The sequence below is a fragment of the Falsochrobactrum tianjinense genome, from assembly GCF_019100495.1.
In the GTDB taxonomy this organism is placed as follows: Bacteria; Pseudomonadota; Alphaproteobacteria; order Rhizobiales; family Rhizobiaceae; genus Brucella; species Brucella tianjinense.
The window spans coordinates 436,833-457,926 of record NZ_JAHRVA010000001.1 but is presented as its reverse complement, the minus strand read 5'-3'; the positions used below and the strand labels follow the sequence as shown (position 1 = coordinate 457,926).

The following is a 21,094-nucleotide window of genomic DNA, read 5'->3' as shown; positions in this document are numbered from 1 at the left end:
TCAAACCGATGTAAAGGCAGAGCGGGGCCATATCACCTTTACTTCGGCACCCTGCCCCGGATTATTGCGATTGCGGAAGGTGATCTGCGCACCGGATCGTTCCAGCAGGGTCTTGGCTATGAACAGGCCAAGCCCCAGCCCGCCCCCGTTTCTGGTGGCATCACGGCTGGTCATATAAGGCTCGCCGATGCGGTCGAGGATTTCCGGTTTGAACCCTTCGCCATCGTCCTGAATGGTCACACTGACACTGGCGTCTGTCCAGCCCCACGTCACATTGACATTGCTGCGCGCAAAATCGACGGCATTTTCCACCAGATTGCCGAGGCCATAGAGAAGCCCCGGATTACGCCGTGTCACTGGTTCCGGCTTTGGCCCCTCCATCCGCTGCACGTCGATAACGATACCAAAATTACGGTGCGGCGCGATCACTTCCTCGATCAGTGAAGATAGCGGAAGACGCGACATATGCTCTTCGTTTTCGGAGGAAAGACTGGTGAGGCGCAGAAGGATTTCGCGGCAGCGTTGCGTCTGCGAGTGCAGGAGCGCGATGTCTTCCGCAAGGCCGGGATCGTTGGCATGCGAACGCTGCATTTCCTTCACCACGAGGGCGATTGTTGCCAGAGGCGTGCCAAGTTCATGCGCTGCCGCCGCGGCCAGACCGTCCAGCGCCGTCAGGTGGTGTTCACGCTGAAGAATCAGTTCGGCGGCGCTCAACGCATCGCCGAGCTGGCGCGCCTCTTCCGCGATGCGATAGGCATAGACCCCGGTGAAACCCAGCGCGGAAATGATGGCGCACCAGATACCGACGACGAAAAGAAAGGGCAGGTTCAGCGTTTCGCCGGGATACCACGGTAGCGGCTCGTGTTCTATGGTCAGCACGGATGTGCAAGCGACGACCAGCAGCGCCAATACAAGCGTGTGCCGCGCGGAAAGCGACGTGGCCGAAATGATAACCGGCACAATCATCAGGATGATGAATGGATTCTGCAATCCGCCGGTGAGATAAAGAAGTCCTGCGAGCTGTAGAATATCGAATGCCAGCACGAGACTGGCCGCTGCCGGATTGAGCCTGTGATTGGTCGGGAAACGAAAGGCCAGATAGAGGTTGAGCCAGGCCGAACAGGCAATCAGTGCGAAACAGATTCCAACAGCAAACGGAAACTGGAGATAAAGGGCCACCAGCATGACCGCCGCCGTCTGACCGGCAACGGCAAGCCAGCGCACGCGAACGAGCGTGGTAAGACGCGGGCGACGCGAAATATTGGAAGCGCGATTGTTGAACTCAGCGTGCATGGTTCCCCCAAAGGTCTGCCCCTTATGCGGCAAGGCAGATAGTCGTGCAAGGGAAACTGCGTTATCCGGTCGCAGGCTGGAGATCACGTCCCGCGTGGCTTGGCACGGCGTGTGGGGTGCGCTTTTGCGGGATCTTCCGGCCAGACGTGCCGCGGATATCGCCCGCGCATGTCGGTGCGCACATCGGCCCATGATCCTTTCCAGAAGCCGGGCAGATCACGCGTGATCTGGATAGGACGATGCGCCGGAGACAATAGCTCAAGAAGCAGCGGCACCTTGCCATTGGCAATTGCCGGGTGAACGTCAAGACCGAACAGCTCCTGCACGCGCACGGCAATCACCGGCTCCTCAGCGTCATAGCGAATCGGAATGTTCGATCCGGTCGGCACCTCGAAATGGGTCGGCGCAAGCCGATCGACACTGCGTTGCAGATCGAAAGGAACAAGGCTCATCAGACCGTTTTTCAAGACATGGCCAGGAATGTGGTCCAACTGCGCTTCGCCGGTCAGAAACGGCAATAACCAGTCTTCAAGCTTCTCCTGAAGATGCTCGTCGTCCATGGATGGCCATGGGTCGCCGAGGCCCCGTTTGAGCCAGCCGAGACGGCGGCGCAGAATATTGGCCTCCTTGCTCCATGGCAGAATATCAAGACCATGTTCACGCACGGCGGCAATCACCCCCTCATCCGCAGCGATGCCGGACGGTGCTGCAAGCGGTTTCTCGGAAAGCGCTATGGCGCCGATGCGCACAGCCTCGCGAGCACGAAGTGCATTCTTTTCTGCGTCATAGACGACCTGTCGCCCGCTTTCGATCTTGTTGCCAAGCGCGGCGCGGATTTCGGCTTCCGATGTTTCAGCAGCAGATAAGACACGCGCGCGTCCTGCTCTGCCGGACATATCGGCCACCACCAGCCATGATGCGCGGCTGAGGCTAATGCCGGGATCGACTTCGCCACCACGCCCGTTGGCCAGCAAAAATTGCCCGATCTGGCCACGTGCTTTGGCGATACGATCCGGATAAGCATCGATCAACATCCGACCAGTGCCGGAACCGGCAGGCTCGCCATTGTTCGGCACATTGGCGGCAAGGCGTTTTGCCAGTCCTTTGGCGCGCTGCGCACGGTCGGAACGATCATTGCGAAAACGCGACATGCGGGTGTCGAGGTCGGTTTCGTTACCACCAAGGCCACGCTCGGTCAGAAGCATGGCGAGTTCTGCGGCCCGCAATGCCTCGCCACGTTTACCCGCTTCTGCCACCATATGCGCAAGGCGTGCAGGCAGAGCTAGCGAACGCATCGCTTCGCCGTCCGCAGTCAGACGCCCTGTTTCATCCAGTGCGCCAAGCCGCGTAAGCAGCGCTTTGGCTTCCCTTAAGGCAGGTAGCGGTGGTTTATCGAGCAGCGAAAGCGTTGCCGGATCGATCACGCCCCATGCGGCCGCATCAAGAACAAGGCCAGACAAATCGGCTTCCAGAATTTCAGGCAGGGAGAATGCGGGGAGAGATGCCGTCTGTCCCTGATGCCAGAGGCGAATGGCGATACCCGGTTCGGTACGACCAGCACGACCAGCGCGTTGATCGGCACTCGCGCGAGAAGTACGCACGGTTTCAAGGCGTGTGAGGCCGGTGGCCGGTTCATATTTTGGCAAGCGGGCAAGGCCTGAATCAATTACCACCCGCACGCCATCAATAGTAATGGAGGTTTCAGCTATCGATGTTGCCAGCACCACTTTGCGGTACCCTGCGGGTGCAGGCTTGATCGCCGCGTCCTGATCCCGGCCTTCCATCGCGCCATAAAGAGGTGCGAGATGGACATTTGCCGGCAAACGACCTTCCAGAAGCCGCACTGTCCGCTCAATCTCGCTTTGTCCGGGTAAAAACGCCAGAATGCTGCCTGCCTCGTCCGCCAGGGCCTCACGGATCGCACGGGACATGCCATCCTCGATGCGCTCATCCGCCCTGCGGTCGCGATAACGGATATCGACCGGATAAGCACGCCCCTCACTCTCGATCACCGGCGCGTCTCCCAGAAGCGATGAGACGCGCGCACCGTCGAGCGTTGCCGACATGACGAGAATTTTCAGGTCGTCGCGCAGTGCTGCCTGTACATCCAGTGCCAGCGCCAGTCCGAAATCCGCATCGAGACTGCGTTCGTGGAACTCATCGAAGAGGACTGCGGCGACGCCCCTGAGGTCCGGGTCATCGAGAATCATGCGCGCAAAGACGCCTTCGGTCACGACGAGGATTTTCGTGCGTGCGGAGACTCGCCTTTCAAGGCGCATGCGGTAGCCGACCGTCTCACCCGGTTCTTCGCCAAGGAGCGATGCCATGCGTCGCGCTGCGGCGCGCGCCGCCAGACGGCGAGGCTCCAGCAGCACAATCACCCCATCTCCGCGCCAGTTTGCATTTAGGAAATGCAGCGGCACCAGCGTCGTTTTACCAGCGCCGGGAGGTGCGACCAGCACCGCGCTTGCATGTGCGGCAAGTGCGGCGTCGAGCTGCGGCAGAATGCGGGTGACGGGAAGATCGGGCAGATGTGACAAAAGTGTTCACCGTTTCGATTACATGCTTTGGCGGTTTGCATGAGCGAGGCGCTCTTGTCCAGAATTGACATACTCCCCCATAGTATATAGATTTTGCGGAAATCGGGAGTTTCCATGCCGCATTCACCGGAAGACAAGAAGCGTGCCCTAATGCGCCTGCGCCGCATTCGCGGTCAAGCCGAAGCGCTGGAGCGCGCTGTGGAAGCAGGCACGGAATGCGCGGCCCTGTTACAGCAGATCGCGGCCCTGCGCGGCGCAGCCAACGGATTGATGGCAGAAGTACTGGAGAGTCATTTTCGCGAAACATTCGCGCAGGAAACGAAAGCCGACCCCGATACGCAAATCGACGAAATCATGCGGATTCTGCGCACCTACCTCAAATGAGTGCGTTGAACTAAGATAGACTGAAAGGGAGAAACATCGTCATGAAGTCACGCGCAGCTGTCGCGTGGGAGGCAAAAAAGCCACTCACCATTGAAACAGTCGAGATCGGGGGACCCCGCGCTGGCGAGGTGCTGGTCGAAATCATGGCGACGGGCATTTGCCATACCGACGCCTATACGCTCTCCGGCCTCGATTCGGAAGGAAAATTCCCGGCGATCCTCGGCCATGAAGGTGCGGGTATCGTGCGCGAAGTGGGCGCAGGCGTGACCTCGGTCAAGCCGGGCGATCACGTCATTCCGCTTTACACGCCCGAATGCCGCCAGTGCAAAACCTGCCTGTCCCAGCGTTCGAACCTCTGCACCTCGATCCGCGCAACGCAGGGGCAGGGTCTGATGCCGGACCGCACCACCCGCTTCTCCTGCGATGGCGGTGAAGTGTTCCATTATATGGGCTGCTCGACCTTCTCGAACTTTACTGTTTTGCCGGAAATCGCCGTCGCCAAGGTGCGCGAAGATGCGCCTTTCGACAAGATTTGTTATATCGGCTGCGGTGTTACGACGGGCATCGGTGCAGTGATTTACACGGCGAAGGTTCGTCCGGGTTCCAATGTCGTTGTGTTCGGCCTCGGCGGCATCGGTCTCAATGTCATTCAGGGTGCGCGCATGGTCGGCGCGGACAAGATCATCGGCGTGGACATCAATCCGGCCAAGGTGGAAATGGCGAAGAAGTTCGGCATGACCGACTTCATCAACCCGCGCGAGATTGGCAACGACAAGGTGGTGCAGGCCATTCAAGACCTGACCGATGGCGGTGCGGACTATTCCTTCGATGCCACCGGCAATACCGACGTCATGCGTCAGGCGCTGGAATGCTGCCATCGCGGCTGGGGTGAATCGATCATCATCGGTGTGGCGGAAGCGGGCAAGGAAATCGCCACGCGTCCGTTCCAGCTCGTCACCGGGCGCGTCTGGAAGGGTACGGCCTTTGGCGGCGCGCGCGGACGCACGGACGTTCCGAAGATCGTTGACTGGTACATGGAAGGCAAGATCAACATTGATGATCTTATCACCCACACCATGCCGCTCGACGAAATCAACACCGCCTTTGACCTCATGCATGAAGGCAAATCCATCCGTTCTGTCGTGGTATATTGATGCAGGAAAAGGCACTCATATCCCGGTGGGACGTGCTCGATGACATGTCCCCCCGTGCGCTTTACGCTCTGCTGAAGCTGCGTATGGATGTCTTCGTGGTCGAACAGAAATGCCCCTATCCGGAAATCGACGGCAGGGATATCGGCGCTTTTCACCTGCGTATTCTGGATGGTGATGAACTCGCAGCAAGTCTGCGGGTTCTGCCGCCGGAAGGAAATAAGCCGGTGAAGATCGGGCGCGTCGTCGTGGCGCCCGATTATCGCGGCGACAAGCTTGGCCAGCGGCTCATGAAAGAAGCGGTAGAATTCGTGCGGACGCATTTTCCCGGCCTTCCAGCCGAACTTGGCGGGCAAAGCCATTTGCAAAAATTCTATGGCTCGTTCGGCTTCGTTGCGATTTCTGACGAATATCTGGAAGATGGTATTCCGCACGTCGATATGCGGCTCGAACCGCAGGGAGCAGAAGCCTGATGTATCTCCTGCACCGTCATGTGTCGTTTTATCTCGCGGCAGCCGGCGGCGCAGCGGCCTTCATCATTGCCTGGATTCTAAAAAGCCCGCTTGCGCCCGTCATCGGGGCAAACTGCTTTTTCGTGCTATATCTGGTCCTGGCGATGACGGCCTTGCCGAAGCTCACCGCGGCCTATCTGAAAAAGCACGCGGCCAGCACCGACGAGCCGGTCTGGATTATCTTTCTGGTGACATTTGCGACTGTCATTGTCGCGATTGTTTCGCTGTTCATCCTCATAAACCAGCAACCGAAGGCCGACATCTTCGCACTGGTCATGACGCTTGCCTCGGTGCCGCTCGGCTGGTGCACGATTCACATGATGACGGCCATTCACTATGCCCATGTCTACTGGCAGCCGGAAGAGCCCGCGGGCGACGATTCAAGCCATGCGAGCCGTCACCGCGGCGGCTTCGAATTTCCCGGCACTCCCGAGCCTTCGGGCTGGGATTTCACCTATTATGCCTATGTCATAGGCATGACGGCCCAGACTTCTGACACGAATGTCACAACTACCGCGATGCGAAAAATCACATTGCTGCATAGCATCGTATCGTTCTTCTTCAACACCGTCCTCGTCGCCGCATCGGTCAATGTCGCGGTCGCACTCGGGAGCTAGAAAATGTCCATGGAAACGATTTCGACCGCAAAATGCTTTGGCGGAACGCAAGGCGTCTATCGCCACAAGAGCGAAAGCTGCCAGTGCGATATGACCTTTTCCGTCTTCCTCCCGCCGCAGGCCGCCGACGGTCCGGTGCCGGTTCTGTGGTATCTTTCCGGCCTCACCTGCACACATCAGAACGTGATGGACAAGGGCGAATATCGCCAAATGGCCGCGGAACTGGGAATTGCCGTCATTTGCCCGGATACAAGTCCACGCGGCGACGATATTCCAGACGAACCCGACAACTGGCAATTCGGCAAGGGTGCGGGCTTCTATGTCGATGCGACACAGGAACCTTTCGCCCGAAACTACCAGATGTACAGCTACATCACACAAGAACTGACCGATCTGGTCGCAACAGAGTTTCCGCTCGACATGGCACGGCAGGCGATCACCGGCCACTCCATGGGCGGACACGGTGCCTTGACCATTGCGCTGAAAAACCCCGACCGTTTCAAATCCGTGTCAGCCTTCGCGCCAATCGTTCAGCCTTCGACGGCTGGCTGGTCGAAACCGGCTCTGGAAAAATATCTGGGCATGGAAGAACGCGCATGGCGCCCATATGATACGACGCTGCTGATTGAGGACGGATACCGGTTTCCGGAAATTCTTGTCGATCAGGGTACGGCGGATGGTTTTCTCAATGAGGGCTTACGCCCATGGCTTCTGGAAGAGGCGTGCAAGAAAGCCGGTATTCCACTCACGCTCAATATGCGCGAGGGCTATGACCATTCCTATTTCTTCATCTCGACCTTTATGGAGGACCACATCCGCTGGCACTCCGAGAGGCTCATCAGCGCCTGATCACCTTCATCGGCAAGCCGCCCTGCGGCTGCGTCGTCAGCTTCTGCACCGGCCATGGCTTTGTGGTTTCCAGCACGTCGAAGCGGCGACCGTCAAGCAGCGTAGCCAATGCGATGACAGCCTCCTGCAATGCGAAGCTCGCGCCGATACAGACGCGCGGGCCTGCGCCAAAGGGCAGATACTGAAAACGGTCGAGCCGCTCGCGGTTTTCCGGCCAGAAGCGATCCGGCATGAAGGCATCCGGCTGGTCCCAATAAAGCCGGTGGCGATGGATGACCCAGGGCATCACCAGAATGGTGGTGCCCTTCTCGATTTTCAGATCGCCATAGCTGTCGTCGGTCGCAGCTTCGCGGTTGATCGAAGGCGCGGGTGGGTAAAGCCGCATCGCCTCCTCGAAGGCAGCGCGGGTGAAGGGTAATTTCGCCAGCCATTCGTGCGATGGCACATCACGTCCGCCCTGTGCGAAAAATCCATCGATTTCCACCTCGACCTGTTCGCGCTCATGAGGTGCCTTGGCAAGCAGATAGAGCGTCCAGCCAAGTGCGCGGGCGGTGGTTTCATGACCCGCACCAATAAAGGTGATGATGTTGTCCTCGATCTCGGCCCGGCTCAAGCCTTCAGGCCCTTCGGCGCGCAAGAGCAGCGTCAGAAAATCGTTCGGCACATCCTCGCCCTTGTCCATGCGTGCCTTGCGCAGAGCGATGGTTTCCGAAACAAGCTCGCGAAAGAAGCCCAGCGATTGCTGGCCGCGCAGCCGCGTGAAGCGCGGCAACCAGTCCGGCAGGCCCAGAAGGTCGAACGGATCGACGCGCCCCATGGTTTCGAACAATTTGTCGATCTGACGCGCGAAATCGTTCGGATCACCTGCAATCTCGCCCGAGAACAGCGTTTCGGCCAGAATGTCGTATGTCAAAAGCGTCATGTCATGCGCGACATCGGTAATCGTGCCCGACGTCTTGTAACGTTCGACAAAAAGGCGCGAGCGGTCGCGCATGGTCTGCGCGAAACCGTTGATATGGCGCGGGGTGAAGATCGGAGCCATGGCCTTGCGCGAGCGCTTCCAGACTTGCCCTTCAGCCGTCAGGAGACCGTCTCGCAGAAGCGGGCGCAGCACACGCTGGCGGATGGCGGACATCGGATAATTGGAGGCATTGTCCACCAACACGTGGCGGATAAGCCCCGGATCGTTGGCGATGATCGTCCTCATGCCGAACCAGCTTACCTTGACCCATGGTTCATTATAGGAAGGCTCGCCCCAGAGTTCGAGCGGATTACGATAGACAACGCGCATCATCTCGAAACGCCCGACAGGCTTGTCACGCGGTCGTGGCGCAGGCGGTACGAAGGGCGTCGAGTTCTGCATCATTGCGGCGGCTGCTTCCATCAGGCGTTCCTCATATGTGAAGAAATTCGAATGCCATCAAGATGATATAAGCGGCAATTGTGACGTATCCAGACGCCCCGTGCCAGCGCTATCGCCGTTCTGTGGCCAAAGCACCGGAATCCCCGGCAAATTGGGCTGCAAAATTTGGAGAATCAGACGCAAGCGCCTATATTAAAGCCATGTTTGTCGTGTGATTCGACAGGGTTTTTAATGCTGCAATTGCAGCAGGCTTTAAGGCCGCGTTCGCGGCGCATTTTCGAAAGATTTTCATGAGCGAGACTCCAGAGATGAATTCCGAAGCCCCCGCCGAATATGGCGCGGATTCCATTCGTGTCCTGAAAGGTCTGGATGCTGTTCGCAAGCGTCCCGGCATGTATATCGGCGATACGGACGACGGCTCCGGCCTGCATCACATGGTTTACGAAACGGTCGACAATGCGATCGACGAAGCACTGGCAGGGCACGCCACACTTGTTACCGTAACGCTGAATGCCGACGGCTCGTGCACCGTGACCGATAACGGACGCGGTATCCCGACCGACATCCACAAGGAAGAAGGCGTATCAGCTGCCGAAGTCATCATGACCCAGCTCCATGCTGGCGGCAAATTCGACCAGAATTCCTACAAGGTTTCCGGCGGCCTTCATGGCGTGGGCGTGTCGGTCGTGAATGCGCTTTCCGTCTGGCTTCGCCTCAAAATCCGCCGTAACGGAAAAATCCACGAGATTTCGTTTACGCACGGCGTGGCCGATGCCCCGCTAGCCGTCACAGGCGATGCAGGCAGCGAGACAGGTACCGAAGTCAGCTTCCTGCCTTCACCCGACACTTTCAGCATGGTCGATTTCGACTATGAGACGCTGGAGCGCCGCCTGCGCGAGCTGGCTTTCCTCAATTCCGGCGTTCGCATCAAGCTGGCAGATCACCGTCATGCGGATGTGCGCGAACAGGTACTGCATTATGACGGCGGCGTGATCGAGTTCGTCAAATATATCGATCAGGGCAAGAAGCCGCTTCTGCAAGACCCTATCTATATCCGCAGCGAAAAGGACGGCATGACCGTCGAAGTCGCCATGTGGTGGAATGATTCTTATCATGAAAAGGTACTGTGCTTCACCAACAATATTCCGCAGCGCGACGGCGGCACCCATCTGGCTGGTTTCCGCGGTGCGCTGACCCGTCAGGTGACGGGCTATGCCGATGCTTCGGGCATGACCAAGAAGGAAAAGGTCACACTCACCGGCGACGATTGCCGTGAGGGACTGACCGCCGTTCTTTCCGTCAAGGTGCCCGACCCGAAATTCTCGTCGCAGACCAAGGACAAGCTGGTTTCCTCGGAAGTACGGCAGGTGGTGGAAAGCCTCGTCAACGAAGCGCTGTCGACCTGGCTTGAGGAGCATCCGTCAGGCGGCAAGATCATCGTCGAAAAGGTCATTCAAGCCGCAGCCGCGCGCGAAGCAGCGCGCAAGGCGCGGGACATTACGCGTAAGAGTACGCTTAGCGTTACCTCATTGCCGGGCAAACTGGCCGATTGCCAGGAGCGTGATCCGGCAAAATCGGAAATCTTCATCGTCGAGGGTGACTCCGCAGGCGGCTCCGCCAAAAGCGGGCGCTCACGCCAGAACCAGGCAATCCTGCCACTGAGAGGCAAGATCCTCAATGTGGAGCGCGTACGCTTCGACCGGATGATTTCGTCAGATCAGGTTGGCACGCTGATTACGGCGCTCGGTACTTCCATCGGCAAGGACGAAACTCACGGCTTCAACCCCGATAAGCTACGCTACCACAAGATTATCATCATGACTGACGCCGATGTCGACGGCGCGCATATCCGTACCCTGCTGCTGACCTTCTTCTTCCGCCAGATGCCGGAACTGATCGAGCGCGGTCATATCTATATCGCGCAGCCGCCGCTCTATAAGGTGACGCGCGGCAAGTCCTCGCAATATATCAAGGATGAGGCTGCTTTCGAAGATTTCCTCATCGAAACGGGCCTCGAAGAAGCGACATTGGAGCTGGGAAGCGGTGAAATGCGTGCCTCGGCGGATTTGTGGTCGCTGGTTGATGACGCGCGTATGCTGCGCCAGCTTCTGAACGGTCTGCACACTCGCTATGATCGCCGCGTGGTGGAGCAGGCTGCGATTGCCGGGCTTCTTAATCCTGATGCCGCGTCCAACAATGTCATAGCCCAGGCCTCTGCCGATACTGTTGCAAAGCGCCTCGATATGATTTCGGAAGAAACCGAGCGCGGCTGGTCGGGTCATGCGACCGAAGATGGTGGCTATCGTTTTGAGCGCATGGTGCGCGGCGTGAAGGATATAGCCATTCTCGACATGGCGCTGCTCGGCTCCGCCGACGCCCGCCAGATCGACCGCGTTGCTTCACGGCTGGCGGATGTCTTCGCCGAACCGCCGGTGCTGCGCCGCAAGGATAAGGTCGACACGCTTTCCGGCCCGATGGCGCTGCTCGATGCGATCTTCGCAACCGGACGTAGGGGCCTGACGCTGCAACGTTACAAAGGTCTTGGCGAAATGAATGCCGAACAGCTTTGGGAAACCACGCTCGACCCCAATGCACGCTCGCTTCTACAGGTCAAGGTCACGGATGCGACCGATGCGGACCAGCTTTTCAGCCGCCTGATGGGAGATGAGGTGGAACCACGCCGCGAGTTCATTCAAGACAATGCATTGAGCGTCGCCAATCTCGACGTCTGATACGAAAAAGCCCCGGATTTCCGGGGCTTTTTTTGGATTGCAGCTTAGTCTTCGCGGCGCTTTTTGCCGCCGTCGAATTTCTTGCCAGGCTTCTTGAAGTCGCCCTTGAACTTGTCGCCGCGCGGCTTGAAGCTACCCTTGCCCTCGCGCGGAGCAGCGTCACCGCCAGCGCCTGCCACAGCCGTACGGATCACCAGACCCTTTTCGCCGGTGCCGCGTTCTTCGACCGATCGACGGAACTCATCAGCCTTGGAAGCTGAAATTTCAAAGCGGGTTTCGTTGTCGAATATCTTGATCGAACCAACATCGCGCTTGGACACGTCGCCAGCCTTGCAGATCAACGGCAGCAGCCATTTCGGATCGGCGCGATGCTTGCGGCCCGCTGAAACCGAGAACCACACGCCATCGAAGCGGGCGTTGCGGTCGAAACGCTCGCCCGGCTCGCCTTGTTCGCGGCGGTTGAAACGATCGTTTTTCTCAAAGCGATCATGGAGTCTTTTACCGCCGATCGGATGAACCGGCGCATCGGACAATTCTTCCGGTGCGGGTGCAAGCGAAAGTTCGCGATTGAGATAGGCCCCGGCAAGCTGCTCCGGCGTATAGCGCTCCAGAAGCGCCTTGAGCAGGTCCTGATGCTCCTCTTCAACCGGCTGATTGAAGGCTTCGCCGTTGAGAATGCGCTCATTGTTTTTAGCTTGAACGGCTGCGATGCTAGGGGCCGGCACTGTCTGCGCGTCGAGCTTCGCCATATGCAGAAGGCGTTCTGCAATACGACGGCGTGAGAAAGGTACAACCAGCACGCAGGTACCCTTGCGGCCCGCGCGCCCGGTACGACCACTGCGGTGCAGCATCGTCTCGGCATTGGTCGGAAGATCGGCATGAATGACCAGATCGAGATTGGGCAGATCGATGCCACGCGCGGCAACGTCCGTTGCCACGCAGACGCGGGCGCGCCCGTCGCGCATCGACTGGAGCGCATTGTTGCGCTCGGCCTGACTCAACTCGCCCGATAGCGCCACCACAGCAAAACCGCGATTGGAAAGGCGGCTTGCCATGTGTTTCACCGCTTCGCGGGTGGAACAGAAAATGATGGAGTTCTGCGCATCGTAATAAAGCAGTGTGTTGATGACCGCATGGTCGCGCTCATGCGGCGGAACCGGCATAGCAAAATAATCGATGTCGGCGTGTTGCCCCGCTTCACCAGCGGCCGAAATGCGCAGCGCATTATTCTGGAAACGCTTGGCAAGCTGGGCAATCGGCTTTGGCACCGTTGCGGAGAACATCAGCGTGCGGCGATCCGCCGGAGCTTCACCGAGAATAAACTCCAGATCCTCGCGGAAACCCATATCAAGCATTTCGTCGGCTTCATCGAGCACGACAACCCGCAGCGCCGACATGTCGAGCGCCGAACGAGTGATGTGGTCGCGCAGGCGTCCCGGCGTGCCGACGACGATATGCGAACCGCGTTCCAGCGCCCGGCGTTCAGTGCGAATATCCATGCCGCCAACGCAGGAAGCAATCCGCGCGCCGGTATCGGCATAAAGCCATTCCAGTTCGCGGCGCACCTGAAGCGCCAGTTCGCGCGTCGGCGCGATAATTATGGCAAGCGGGGCTTCGGGATTACCGAAGCGCAGTTCATCACCAAGGATGGTGGAAGCCATGGCAAGACCGAATGCAACGGTCTTGCCGGAGCCGGTCTGCGCGGAAACGAGCAGATCGGCATCAAGCGTTTCGGGAGCCAGAACGGCATTCTGGACAGCGGTGAGCGTATTATAACCGCGAGCGGCTATTGCCCCGGAAAGAGCCGGAGCGATGGTTTCGGGCAGAGACATGAATGACTTTCACAAAAGCTTCTCAAGCCGCATACCCATTGGCCGCAAACCCAATGTTCACGACCCGCCGGCGACTACCGAAGCAACAGAATTGCGCTTTTCCTATAGGGTCGGGCCGCTCAGGTCAACCGGGTCAGCCCCTAATGTGCCTCATCCCAGTTATGCGCCGCACGCGCATCGACATGCAATGGCACGGTAAGCGATACTGCGGGCATGGCCGCATTTTCCATGATATGGCGCACCACGGGGATGGTTCTCTCCACCTCCTCTTCCGGTACTTCAAAGATCAGTTCGTCATGCACTTGCAATAACATGCGCGCGGCGAGTCTTTCTGCCGCTAACGCGTCTTCCATGCGGATCATGGCGCGGCGGATAATGTCAGCCGCCGATCCCTGAATGGGCGCATTGATGGCCGCACGTTCGTTGAAGGCGCGCACCTGCGCATTGGATGCCTTGATGTCGGGATAATGGGCGCGGCGACCGAAGATGGTTTCGACATAACCATGTTCGCGGGCGAAAGCCTTGGTCGCTTCCATATAATCCTTGATGCCAGGGAAGCGCTCGAAATAGGTGCGTATATATTGACCCGCCTCCTCGCGCGGAATCGAAAGCTGATTGGCAAGACCGAAGGCGGAAATACCATAGATGATGCCGAAATTGATCGCCTTGGCACGACGGCGCACCTCGGACGGCATCCCTTCCACCGGCACGCCGAACATTTCCGATGCCGTCATGGCGTGAATATCGACGCCGTCGGCAAAGGCCTGTTTCAATTGCGCAATATCCGCCACATGAGCCAATACGCGCAGTTCGATCTGACTATAGTCGGCAGAAATCAGCTTGTTGCCTGGTTCGGCAATGAAAGCGGTCCTGATCTTGCGGCCTTCGGCGGTGCGCACCGGAATATTCTGCAAGTTTGGATCGGATGACGACAACCGACCGGTCGAGGTCGACGCCATCGCATAGGACGTGTGAACGCGCTTGGTTTGCGGGTTGATGAAACCCGGCAGCGCGTCGGTGTAGGTGGATTTCAGCTTTGTAAGCTGACGCCAGTCAACAATCTTGCGCGGCAGCGGATGGCCTGCGGCGGCAAGGTCTTCCAATACCTGCGCGGAGGTGGACCATTGGCCGGTCTTGGTCTTGGAAGCCCCCGGCAATCCCATCTTGCCGAACAGAATATCCCCGAGCTGCTTGGGCGAACCGATGGTGAATTTCTCGCCCGCCAACTCGTAAATTTCGTCCTCGAAAGCTGCGGCGGCCTGCGCCAGATCACCGGAAAGACGCGAGAGAACCTGTCGGTCAACCGAGATGCCGCGCTCTTCCATGCGCGCCAGCACATCGACCAGCGGGCGTTCGAGCCGTTCATAGACCGACATCAGTCCTTCTGCCGCCAGACGCGGCTTGAGTACCTGCCAGAGACGAAGGGTGACATCTGCATCTTCCGCCGCATAGGCCGTGGCGCGGTCGATATCGACCATATCGAAGGTCACGGCACTTCTGCCGCTACCCGCCACGTCCTTGTAGGGAATTGTTGTATGTCCGAGCCAGCGCTCCGCCAGCGGGTCCATGCCGTGCCCGCCAACACCTGCGTCCAGCACATAGGAGATCAGCATCGTATCGTCGAAAGCAACGGCATTGATGCCGTGGCAGCGCATGACCAGCCAGTCATACTTCATGTTTTGCGCGATCTTGAGGACAGACGGATCCTCAAGCACCGGCTTCAGGGCAGCAAGCGCTTCACCAAGCGGAATCTGCCCCTCGACCATCCCGCCGCCAAGCAGGTCGCCAGCACCGGACTTATGCTGAAGCGGGATATAGGCCGCCTTGCCCGGAGCAAGCGCCAGCGAAAAGCCGATCAGTCCCGCCTGCATCGGATCGAGCGAGTTCGTTTCCGTATCGAAAGCGACAAGGCCATTTTCGACCGCCTCGGCCAGCCATTGATTCAGCGTTCCAAGATCGCGAATGCAGGTATAGACGCTTGTGTCGATCTTTTCCGCCAATCCATCCGATGCCCGCTTTTGCGCCAAATCAAGCGGCGTATAGCCATCGGCTGCGGCATGAGCGCCAACAGATGCAGCTTGCGATGTCTCTCCTTCCGGCACATCGATATCGGGGCCGTGGGCATCCGCGCCCCATTCGGTCTCGACATGAGATGGCTCGACCGCCGACGCATCCGTATCGGTTGCCTCGGCCACGCGGCGGGTGAGCGTGGTAAATTCCATCGTCTTGAGAAAACCGATCAGCCGCGGCCCGTTTTGAGGCTCCAACACCAGTGCATCAAGCGGAACGTCGAGTGGAACGTCCGTCCTGAGCGTGACAAGCTGTCGCGAAAGTTTGGTCTGATCGGCAAAGGCTAAGATATTCTCGCGGCGCTTGTTCTGCTTGATCTCGCTCGCACGAGCCAGCAGCGTATCAAGATCACCATATTCTTCGAGCAATTGCGCCGCCGTTTTCGGACCGATGCCGGGAATTCCGGGGATATTATCGGTGCTGTCGCCAGTAAGCGATTGCAGATCGATCATCTTTTCCGGGGCAACGCCCCATTTCTCGATGACTTCGGGAATGGAAATCTGCTTGTCCTTCATGCCGTCATACATGGACACTAGTGGCGTCACGAGTTGCATGAGGTCCTTGTCAGACGAAACGATGGTGACATCGCCGCCCGCCTGCTCGGCAAGGCGGGCATAGGTTGCGATCAGATCGTCGGCTTCAAAACCCTGTTTTTCGATGCAGGGAAGATTGAAGGCGCGGGTCGCCTGCCGGATAAGGCCGAATTGGGGAATGAGATCTTCGGGCGGAGCCGTGCGATTGGCCTTATATTCGGGATAAAGCTCATTGCGGAACGTCTTTGACGAATAGTCAAAAATAACCGCGAAATGTGTGGGAGCCACACCCACATCCGTATTGCGTGCGTCCTTGAGCAGCTTCCAGAGCATGTTGCAGAAACCTGCGACCGCGCCCACCGGCAGGCCATCCGACTTGCGGGTCAGCGGCGGCAGGGCATGATAGGCGCGGAAAATATAGCCAGAGCCGTCAACGAGAAAGAGATGATCGCCTTGTTTCATGCCTGTTCCTGGTCCTTACGCAATTTCGGAGTCCGGGCGCAAAACCGCTACGCACTTTTGCTGAAATTTGTTTCAAGGCTTAAAGCAAAGCGGACGCAAAGAAAACCGACGCAGTGGCAGAGGGCTGCGCCATCCACTTGAAAGGCGCGGATCGCGCGATCTGCAGACTTCAAGTCTCATCACGTTAATAACGTTTTTGTTACAGATTTGTAATCTTCCGTGCCCTTGAATAGCCACTTTTGAAGGGCCAAATCCTAATCATCGACAGTTCGTCGATCGCCGGTGTTCCAACCCGTCCCCCGTTGGATACCGGATGATGCGGCAGCCTCATTCCCCTCTCCGGGCTGCCGCTTTGAGTATAGTGATATGGCCGTTGTGGTATACCCTCACCACAACGGTCAATCATTTTTACACCATTTTTCCTTGATGGTCCGCGCAAATGAAGTTCACAACGGGCGCACCGGGTTTCTTCTTGAAGGCTCTGGTTGTAGTCTGCCGCCAGTTTCATGAATCGCAGGCAGGCAAATCCCATGTCCACGCATCCCACGTCCAACCTCGACAAAGTTCTCGGCCATCTCGATGCCAATCTCGACAAAAGCATTGACCATCTGTTCGATCTCCTGCGGATCAAGTCAATTTCCACCGATCCGGCCTTCAAGGCTGATTGCCGCAAGGCAGCAGAATGGCTGGTAGAGGACCTGAACTCGATCGGTTTCGACGCCAGCGTGCGCGATACGCCCGGTCATCCGATGGTGGTTGCCCATCATGAAGGTGCCACACCGGACGCGCCGCATGTGCTGTTCTACGGTCATTATGACGTGCAGCCGGTCGATCCGCTGAACCTGTGGGAAAACGATCCATTCGCTCCGGCGATCAAGGACATGGGCAGCGGCCGCAAGATTCTGACCGGACGCGGCACGTCCGATGACAAGGGCCAGCTCATGACCTTCGTAGAGGCCTGCCGCGCCTATAAGGCCGTCAACGGCACGCTGCCGGTCAAGGTGACGCTCCTGTTCGAAGGTGAGGAAGAATCCGGCTCACCATCGCTGAAGCCTTTCCTCGATGCCAACAAGGCAGAGCTAAAAGCCGATGTGGCGCTTGTCTGCGACACCGCCATGTGGGATGCTGAAACGCCTGCCATCAGCGTTGGCCTGCGCGGCCTCGTCGGCGAGGAAATCGTCATCAAGGCAGCCGACCGCGACCTGCATTCGGGCTTCTTCGGTGGCGCTGCAGCAAATCCGATCCACATTCTAAGCAAGATTCTGGCCGATCTTCACGACGAAACCGGACGCGTGACAGTTCCGGGTTTCTACGAAGGCGTGGAAGAAACGCCGACTCAGATTCTCAAATCATGGGAAGGTCTCGGTCGCACAGCGGAAAATTTCCTCGGCCCGATCGGCCTGTCGATTCCGTCCGGCGAGAAGGGCCGCAGCGTCCTTGAACTGACATGGGCACGCCCGACGGCGGAAGTGAACGGCATCACCGGCGGCTACACCGGCGAAGGCTTCAAGACCGTCATTGCGGCGGAGGCTTCCGCCAAGGTTTCGTTCCGCCTTGTGCATAAACAGGATCCGGTAAAAATCCGCGAAGCCTTCCGCGCTTTCGTGCAGGAACGGATTCCGGCTGACTGCTCGGTGGAATTCCATCCGCATGGTGGTTCGCCTGCCATCCAGCTGCCATACGACTCGCCGCTCGTTTCGAAGGCCAAGGACGCGCTTTCAGACGAATGGCCGAAGCCTGCCGTGCTGATCGCCATGGGCGGCTCGATCCCGATCGTCGGCGATTTCGACACGTTCCTCGGCATGGAATCGCTGCTGGTCGGTTTCGGCCTGGAAGATGACCGCATCCATTCGCCAAACGAAAAATACGAACTGAACTCCTTTCATAAGGGGCAGCGCTCATGGGCCCGAATTATGGCGGCTATCGCTGCCAGGTAGGGCGCATATCATGGTCGCTATCGCGGCCAAACAAGGAAGAATAAATGACTATCCGTTTTCACAAGAACGACCTGCCGAACCTCGACAATTATCAGGTGGATGCGGTTGCCATCGATACCGAAACGCTGGGTCTCAACCCCCATCGCGACCGGCTTTGCGTGGTGCAGATTTCGCCCGGTGACGGCACTGCGGACGTAATCCAGATCGAGGCTGGACAGAAGAAAGCTCCCAATCTGGTGAAGCTTCTGAAAGACCGTTCGATCACCAAGATTTTTCATTTCGGCCGTTTCGACCTGGCGGTACTGGCGCATGCCTTCGGTACCATGCCGCAGCCGGTGTTCTGCACCAAGATCGCATCGAAGCTCACCCGAACCTATACGGACCGGCACGGTCTCAAGGAAATTTGCGGTGAGCTTCTGGACGTTTCCATTTCCAAGCAGCAGCAGTCCTCCGACTGGGCGGCGGAAACACTATCGCCGGCGCAGCTCGAATATGCCGCTTCCGACGTGCTCTATCTGCATCGTCTGAAAGCTGTCCTGGAACAGCGTCTTGAGCGCGATGGCCGCACAAAGCAGGCCGAAGCCTGCTTCAAGTTCCTGCCAACCCGTTCGGAACTCGATCTCATGGGCTGGCCGGAAACCGACATATTCTCCCATAGTTAACAGTTTAAACGGCGGCAGTGGCCGCCGTTTTCTTTTGCGGCATCGCGTCAATATAAGCCCAGGCCGGTCGACGGAACAGAAACTGCCCGTAGCCGGTCCACTGGATGAGACCATAAAGAATGACCGGGCCTATCACGCCGCTGGCTGTCGTCAGCAGAGAGACCGTGCCTATATCGCCGATACCGAGTTTCAACAGGACTGTCCGGGCAATGGCCATCGGCAGGAAGAAGGCGAGATAGACGACGATCGAATGTGCTCCGAGCCAGCTCAGCCCCCTGTGCAGCCAGTTTTTTTCCGCAAGCAGACCAAGCAGGGACGAGACCGAAATAATCGCCAATGCACCAACAATTCCGAGCAGAAGCGACATGATCGGCAGGTCGCTCACCGCTCCGCGCCCATCCAGAAGATCGGCAGCAGGTGGAATGAGGAAAGCAAGGCTCTCCGGCACTGGCATGAAGACAAGCTTCACCTCGACGACACTCCAGACAAGCAGACCGGCAATCCCGATTAGTGGCCGCTGGCGCAGCCAGTCGGCAATACGGAAGATCGCAGGCGCAAAGGCATAGCCCGCAAAAAAGTAGACGAAGCGCGAGCAGAACTCATCCACCATGACCCAGCCTGTATGGATCGGCAGGATTTCCAGAAAAGCCAGCGCAGCGAAAGTAATCCCCACCGGCACCCGCTTCAAAAGCCGCGTCGCAATGAAGAAAACAGGAAGGATATAGATGAACCAGAGCGTTCCAAACGGCTCTATGAAGGCCATGAGATAAGCATTCACGACGCCGGAGATGCCTGCTTCACTGGCAATGCCTGGCGCCTTGAAGGCAAACTGGATCGTCAGCCAGAGAATATAGAAATAAAGAAAATGCACGACCTTGCGATCGAGATAGCGCCGCCACGGCCTGTCGATGACGAGGCTGAGAAACAGGCCTGAGATCAAAAAGAAATCCGGCATACGGAAAGGCTTGGCGAAGGCGACGACATAATGCATCCAGCCCTGAGCCCCAGCCGCTTTTTCCACGCCAAGCGTAGAATGCATCATAACCACGAAGATAATGCAGATGCCCTTGGCTATATCGACCCAGTCGATACGACGTGCAGCCCCCGCGCCTCCACCCATCTGTTTTTCTCCTTCAGGGCAGTTCACTTTTCAGCCGGAAATGCTTGTGTCACCCTGGCCGCTTATAGCGTGGGATTGTCAGAAATTACAGCACTGATCGCGCTGGCGGACAGCTTTGCAACGCACAAATCTTTCCTTCAATCGTAAGGGGCTTATGTAATAGACCTGTCACAAAGTGGCAGGTGTGTCCTGCTTGCTACAGACTCTTTTGAGGATTCGCTTATATTAGGGGTAACATTTTCCCTTGGAGGACCATCATGAAGATCAAAGCTCTGCTTCTCGCATCGACTGTCGCTCTTCTCGCCGCAACCGGCGCCAAGGCGGCTGATGCTATCATTCAGGAAGAGCCCGCACCGGTTATTCTTCCTCCTGCCTTCTCGTGGGAAGGCGCCTATATCGGTGGCCAGATCGGCTATGGATGGGGCAAGTCAGAATTCAGCGACGGCGTAGATTACCTCGAGGTCAAGCCCGACGGCTTTCTTGGCGGTATCTATGGCGGCTATAATTTTGATGTTGGAAACAATTTCATTCTGGGTATCGACGCTGACGTAACCTACAATGACCTTGAAGACGGCTATTCCGAAACCGATCAGGGCATTACTACCAGCCTCGACAGCAAGCTGCGCTGGTCGGGTGCCGTGCGCGCTCGCGCCGGTTATGCCTTTGATCGCTTCCTGCCTTACATCGCAGGCGGTGTGGCATTCGGCAGCATCAAGAACTCGATCTCGGCTACAGATGGCGTGGATTTCGTCGGCTACTCCGAAAGCAAGACGCACACTGGCTGGACCATTGGCGGCGGTATCGACTATGCGGCGACCGACAATGTCATCCTGCGGCTTGAATACCGTTACACCGATTACGGTAATAAGGATTATGACTTCGACACCGGTTACGACGTCGAGAACAAGTTCAAGACCCACGACGTTCGTCTTGGCCTCGCGTATAAGTTCTGATCTGGCTCAAACCGATCTTGATAAAGGGCCCCGCAATGCGGGGCCTTTTCTTTTTACTGAAATATTCGAGACAATTTATCTGCA

15 protein-coding genes are annotated in these 21,094 nt (G+C 57.8%); 9 read left to right on the top strand and 6 right to left on the bottom strand.

Translation table 11 applies throughout. The features are described from left to right. Both KUG47_RS02110 and hrpB read right to left on the bottom strand, forming a co-directional pair. Positions 1 to 1,293, bottom strand: coding sequence for an ActS/PrrB/RegB family redox-sensitive histidine kinase (locus tag KUG47_RS02110; protein ID WP_217676298.1), 1,293 nt, complete (start codon positions 1,291 to 1,293; stop codon positions 1 to 3). Positions 1,294 to 1,376: 83 nt separating this feature from the next. Further along, positions 1,377 to 3,833 carry an ATP-dependent helicase HrpB gene (gene hrpB, locus KUG47_RS02105; protein WP_217676297.1) on the bottom strand — a complete coding sequence of 819 codons (2,457 nt, stop codon included), beginning with the start codon at positions 3,831 to 3,833 and terminating at the stop codon, positions 1,377 to 1,379. 114 nt (positions 3,834 to 3,947) lie between these two features. Between hrpB and KUG47_RS02100 the strand changes: the two genes are divergently transcribed. Genes KUG47_RS02100 through fghA form a run of 5 tightly spaced genes read left to right on the top strand, consistent with a single transcriptional unit; the run spans position 3,948 to position 7,346 of the window. After that, on the top strand, positions 3,948 to 4,217 hold the full coding sequence (locus KUG47_RS02100) for a metal/formaldehyde-sensitive transcriptional repressor (RefSeq protein WP_217676296.1): 270 nt from the start codon (positions 3,948 to 3,950) through the stop codon (positions 4,215 to 4,217). Between the two features lie 41 nt (positions 4,218 to 4,258). Beyond that, a complete protein-coding gene (locus KUG47_RS02095; protein ID WP_185917257.1) occupies positions 4,259 to 5,371 on the top strand; it encodes an S-(hydroxymethyl)glutathione dehydrogenase/class III alcohol dehydrogenase in 1,113 nt (370 codons plus the stop codon). Next, positions 5,371 to 5,841, top strand: coding sequence for a GNAT family N-acetyltransferase (locus tag KUG47_RS02090; protein ID WP_185917256.1), 471 nt, complete (start codon positions 5,371 to 5,373; stop codon positions 5,839 to 5,841). Before KUG47_RS02095 ends, KUG47_RS02090 begins: the two co-directional genes overlap by 1 nt. Beyond that, positions 5,841 to 6,497 (top strand): DUF1345 domain-containing protein, encoded by a 657-nt coding sequence (locus KUG47_RS02085; protein WP_217676295.1) that lies wholly within the window; start codon positions 5,841 to 5,843, stop codon positions 6,495 to 6,497. Before KUG47_RS02090 ends, KUG47_RS02085 begins: the two co-directional genes overlap by 1 nt. Before the next feature lie 9 nt (positions 6,498 to 6,506). Then, the gene (gene fghA / locus KUG47_RS02080) at positions 6,507 to 7,346 is read left to right on the top strand and encodes an S-formylglutathione hydrolase (RefSeq protein ID WP_217676950.1); all 840 of its coding nucleotides are present in this window, start codon (positions 6,507 to 6,509) and stop codon (positions 7,344 to 7,346) included. Here fghA and KUG47_RS02075 read toward each other — a convergent pair. After that, on the bottom strand, positions 7,336 to 8,730 hold the full coding sequence (locus tag KUG47_RS02075; protein ID WP_254799247.1) for a cytochrome P450: 1,395 nt from the start codon (positions 8,728 to 8,730) through the stop codon (positions 7,336 to 7,338). The genes fghA and KUG47_RS02075 overlap by 11 nt on opposite strands. A gap of 269 nt (positions 8,731 to 8,999) precedes the next feature. On the opposite strand from KUG47_RS02075, the gene gyrB reads away from it, so the two are divergent. Further along, the gene (gyrB, locus tag KUG47_RS02070) at positions 9,000 to 11,441 is read left to right on the top strand and encodes a DNA topoisomerase (ATP-hydrolyzing) subunit B (protein WP_217676294.1); all 2,442 of its coding nucleotides are present in this window, start codon (positions 9,000 to 9,002) and stop codon (positions 11,439 to 11,441) included. Positions 11,442 to 11,485: 44 nt separating this feature from the next. Here gyrB and KUG47_RS02065 read toward each other — a convergent pair whose 3' ends face one another. Further along, positions 11,486 to 13,273 (bottom strand): DEAD/DEAH box helicase, encoded by a 1,788-nt coding sequence (locus tag KUG47_RS02065; protein WP_217676293.1) that lies wholly within the window; start codon positions 13,271 to 13,273, stop codon positions 11,486 to 11,488. Positions 13,274 to 13,413: 140 nt separating this feature from the next. Then, positions 13,414 to 16,338: a DNA polymerase I gene (polA, locus tag KUG47_RS02060; RefSeq protein WP_217676292.1), complete on the bottom strand. Its 2,925-nt coding sequence runs from the start codon at positions 16,336 to 16,338 to the stop codon at positions 13,414 to 13,416. A gap of 530 nt (positions 16,339 to 16,868) precedes the next feature. On the opposite strand from polA, the gene KUG47_RS02055 reads away from it, so the two are divergent. Together KUG47_RS02055 and KUG47_RS02050 are read left to right on the top strand one after the other, a co-directional pair. Beyond that, positions 16,869 to 18,275 (top strand): dipeptidase, encoded by a 1,407-nt coding sequence (locus KUG47_RS02055; RefSeq protein WP_217676291.1) that lies wholly within the window; start codon positions 16,869 to 16,871, stop codon positions 18,273 to 18,275. A 44-nt stretch (positions 18,276 to 18,319) separates the two neighbouring features. Continuing rightward, on the top strand, positions 18,320 to 18,937 hold the full coding sequence (locus tag KUG47_RS02050) for a ribonuclease D (RefSeq protein WP_185917249.1): 618 nt from the start codon (positions 18,320 to 18,322) through the stop codon (positions 18,935 to 18,937). A gap of 4 nt (positions 18,938 to 18,941) precedes the next feature. Here KUG47_RS02050 and KUG47_RS02045 read toward each other — a convergent pair whose 3' ends face one another. Continuing rightward, positions 18,942 to 20,057: an acyltransferase family protein gene (locus tag KUG47_RS02045; RefSeq protein WP_217676290.1), complete on the bottom strand. Its 1,116-nt coding sequence runs from the start codon at positions 20,055 to 20,057 to the stop codon at positions 18,942 to 18,944. Between the two features lie 257 nt (positions 20,058 to 20,314). On the opposite strand from KUG47_RS02045, the gene KUG47_RS02040 reads away from it, so the two are divergent. Further along, complete coding sequence (locus KUG47_RS02040; RefSeq protein ID WP_217676289.1) at positions 20,315 to 21,010, top strand: outer membrane protein; 696 nt, start codon at positions 20,315 to 20,317, stop codon at positions 21,008 to 21,010. The last annotated feature ends 84 nt before the right edge of the window (positions 21,011 to 21,094 follow it).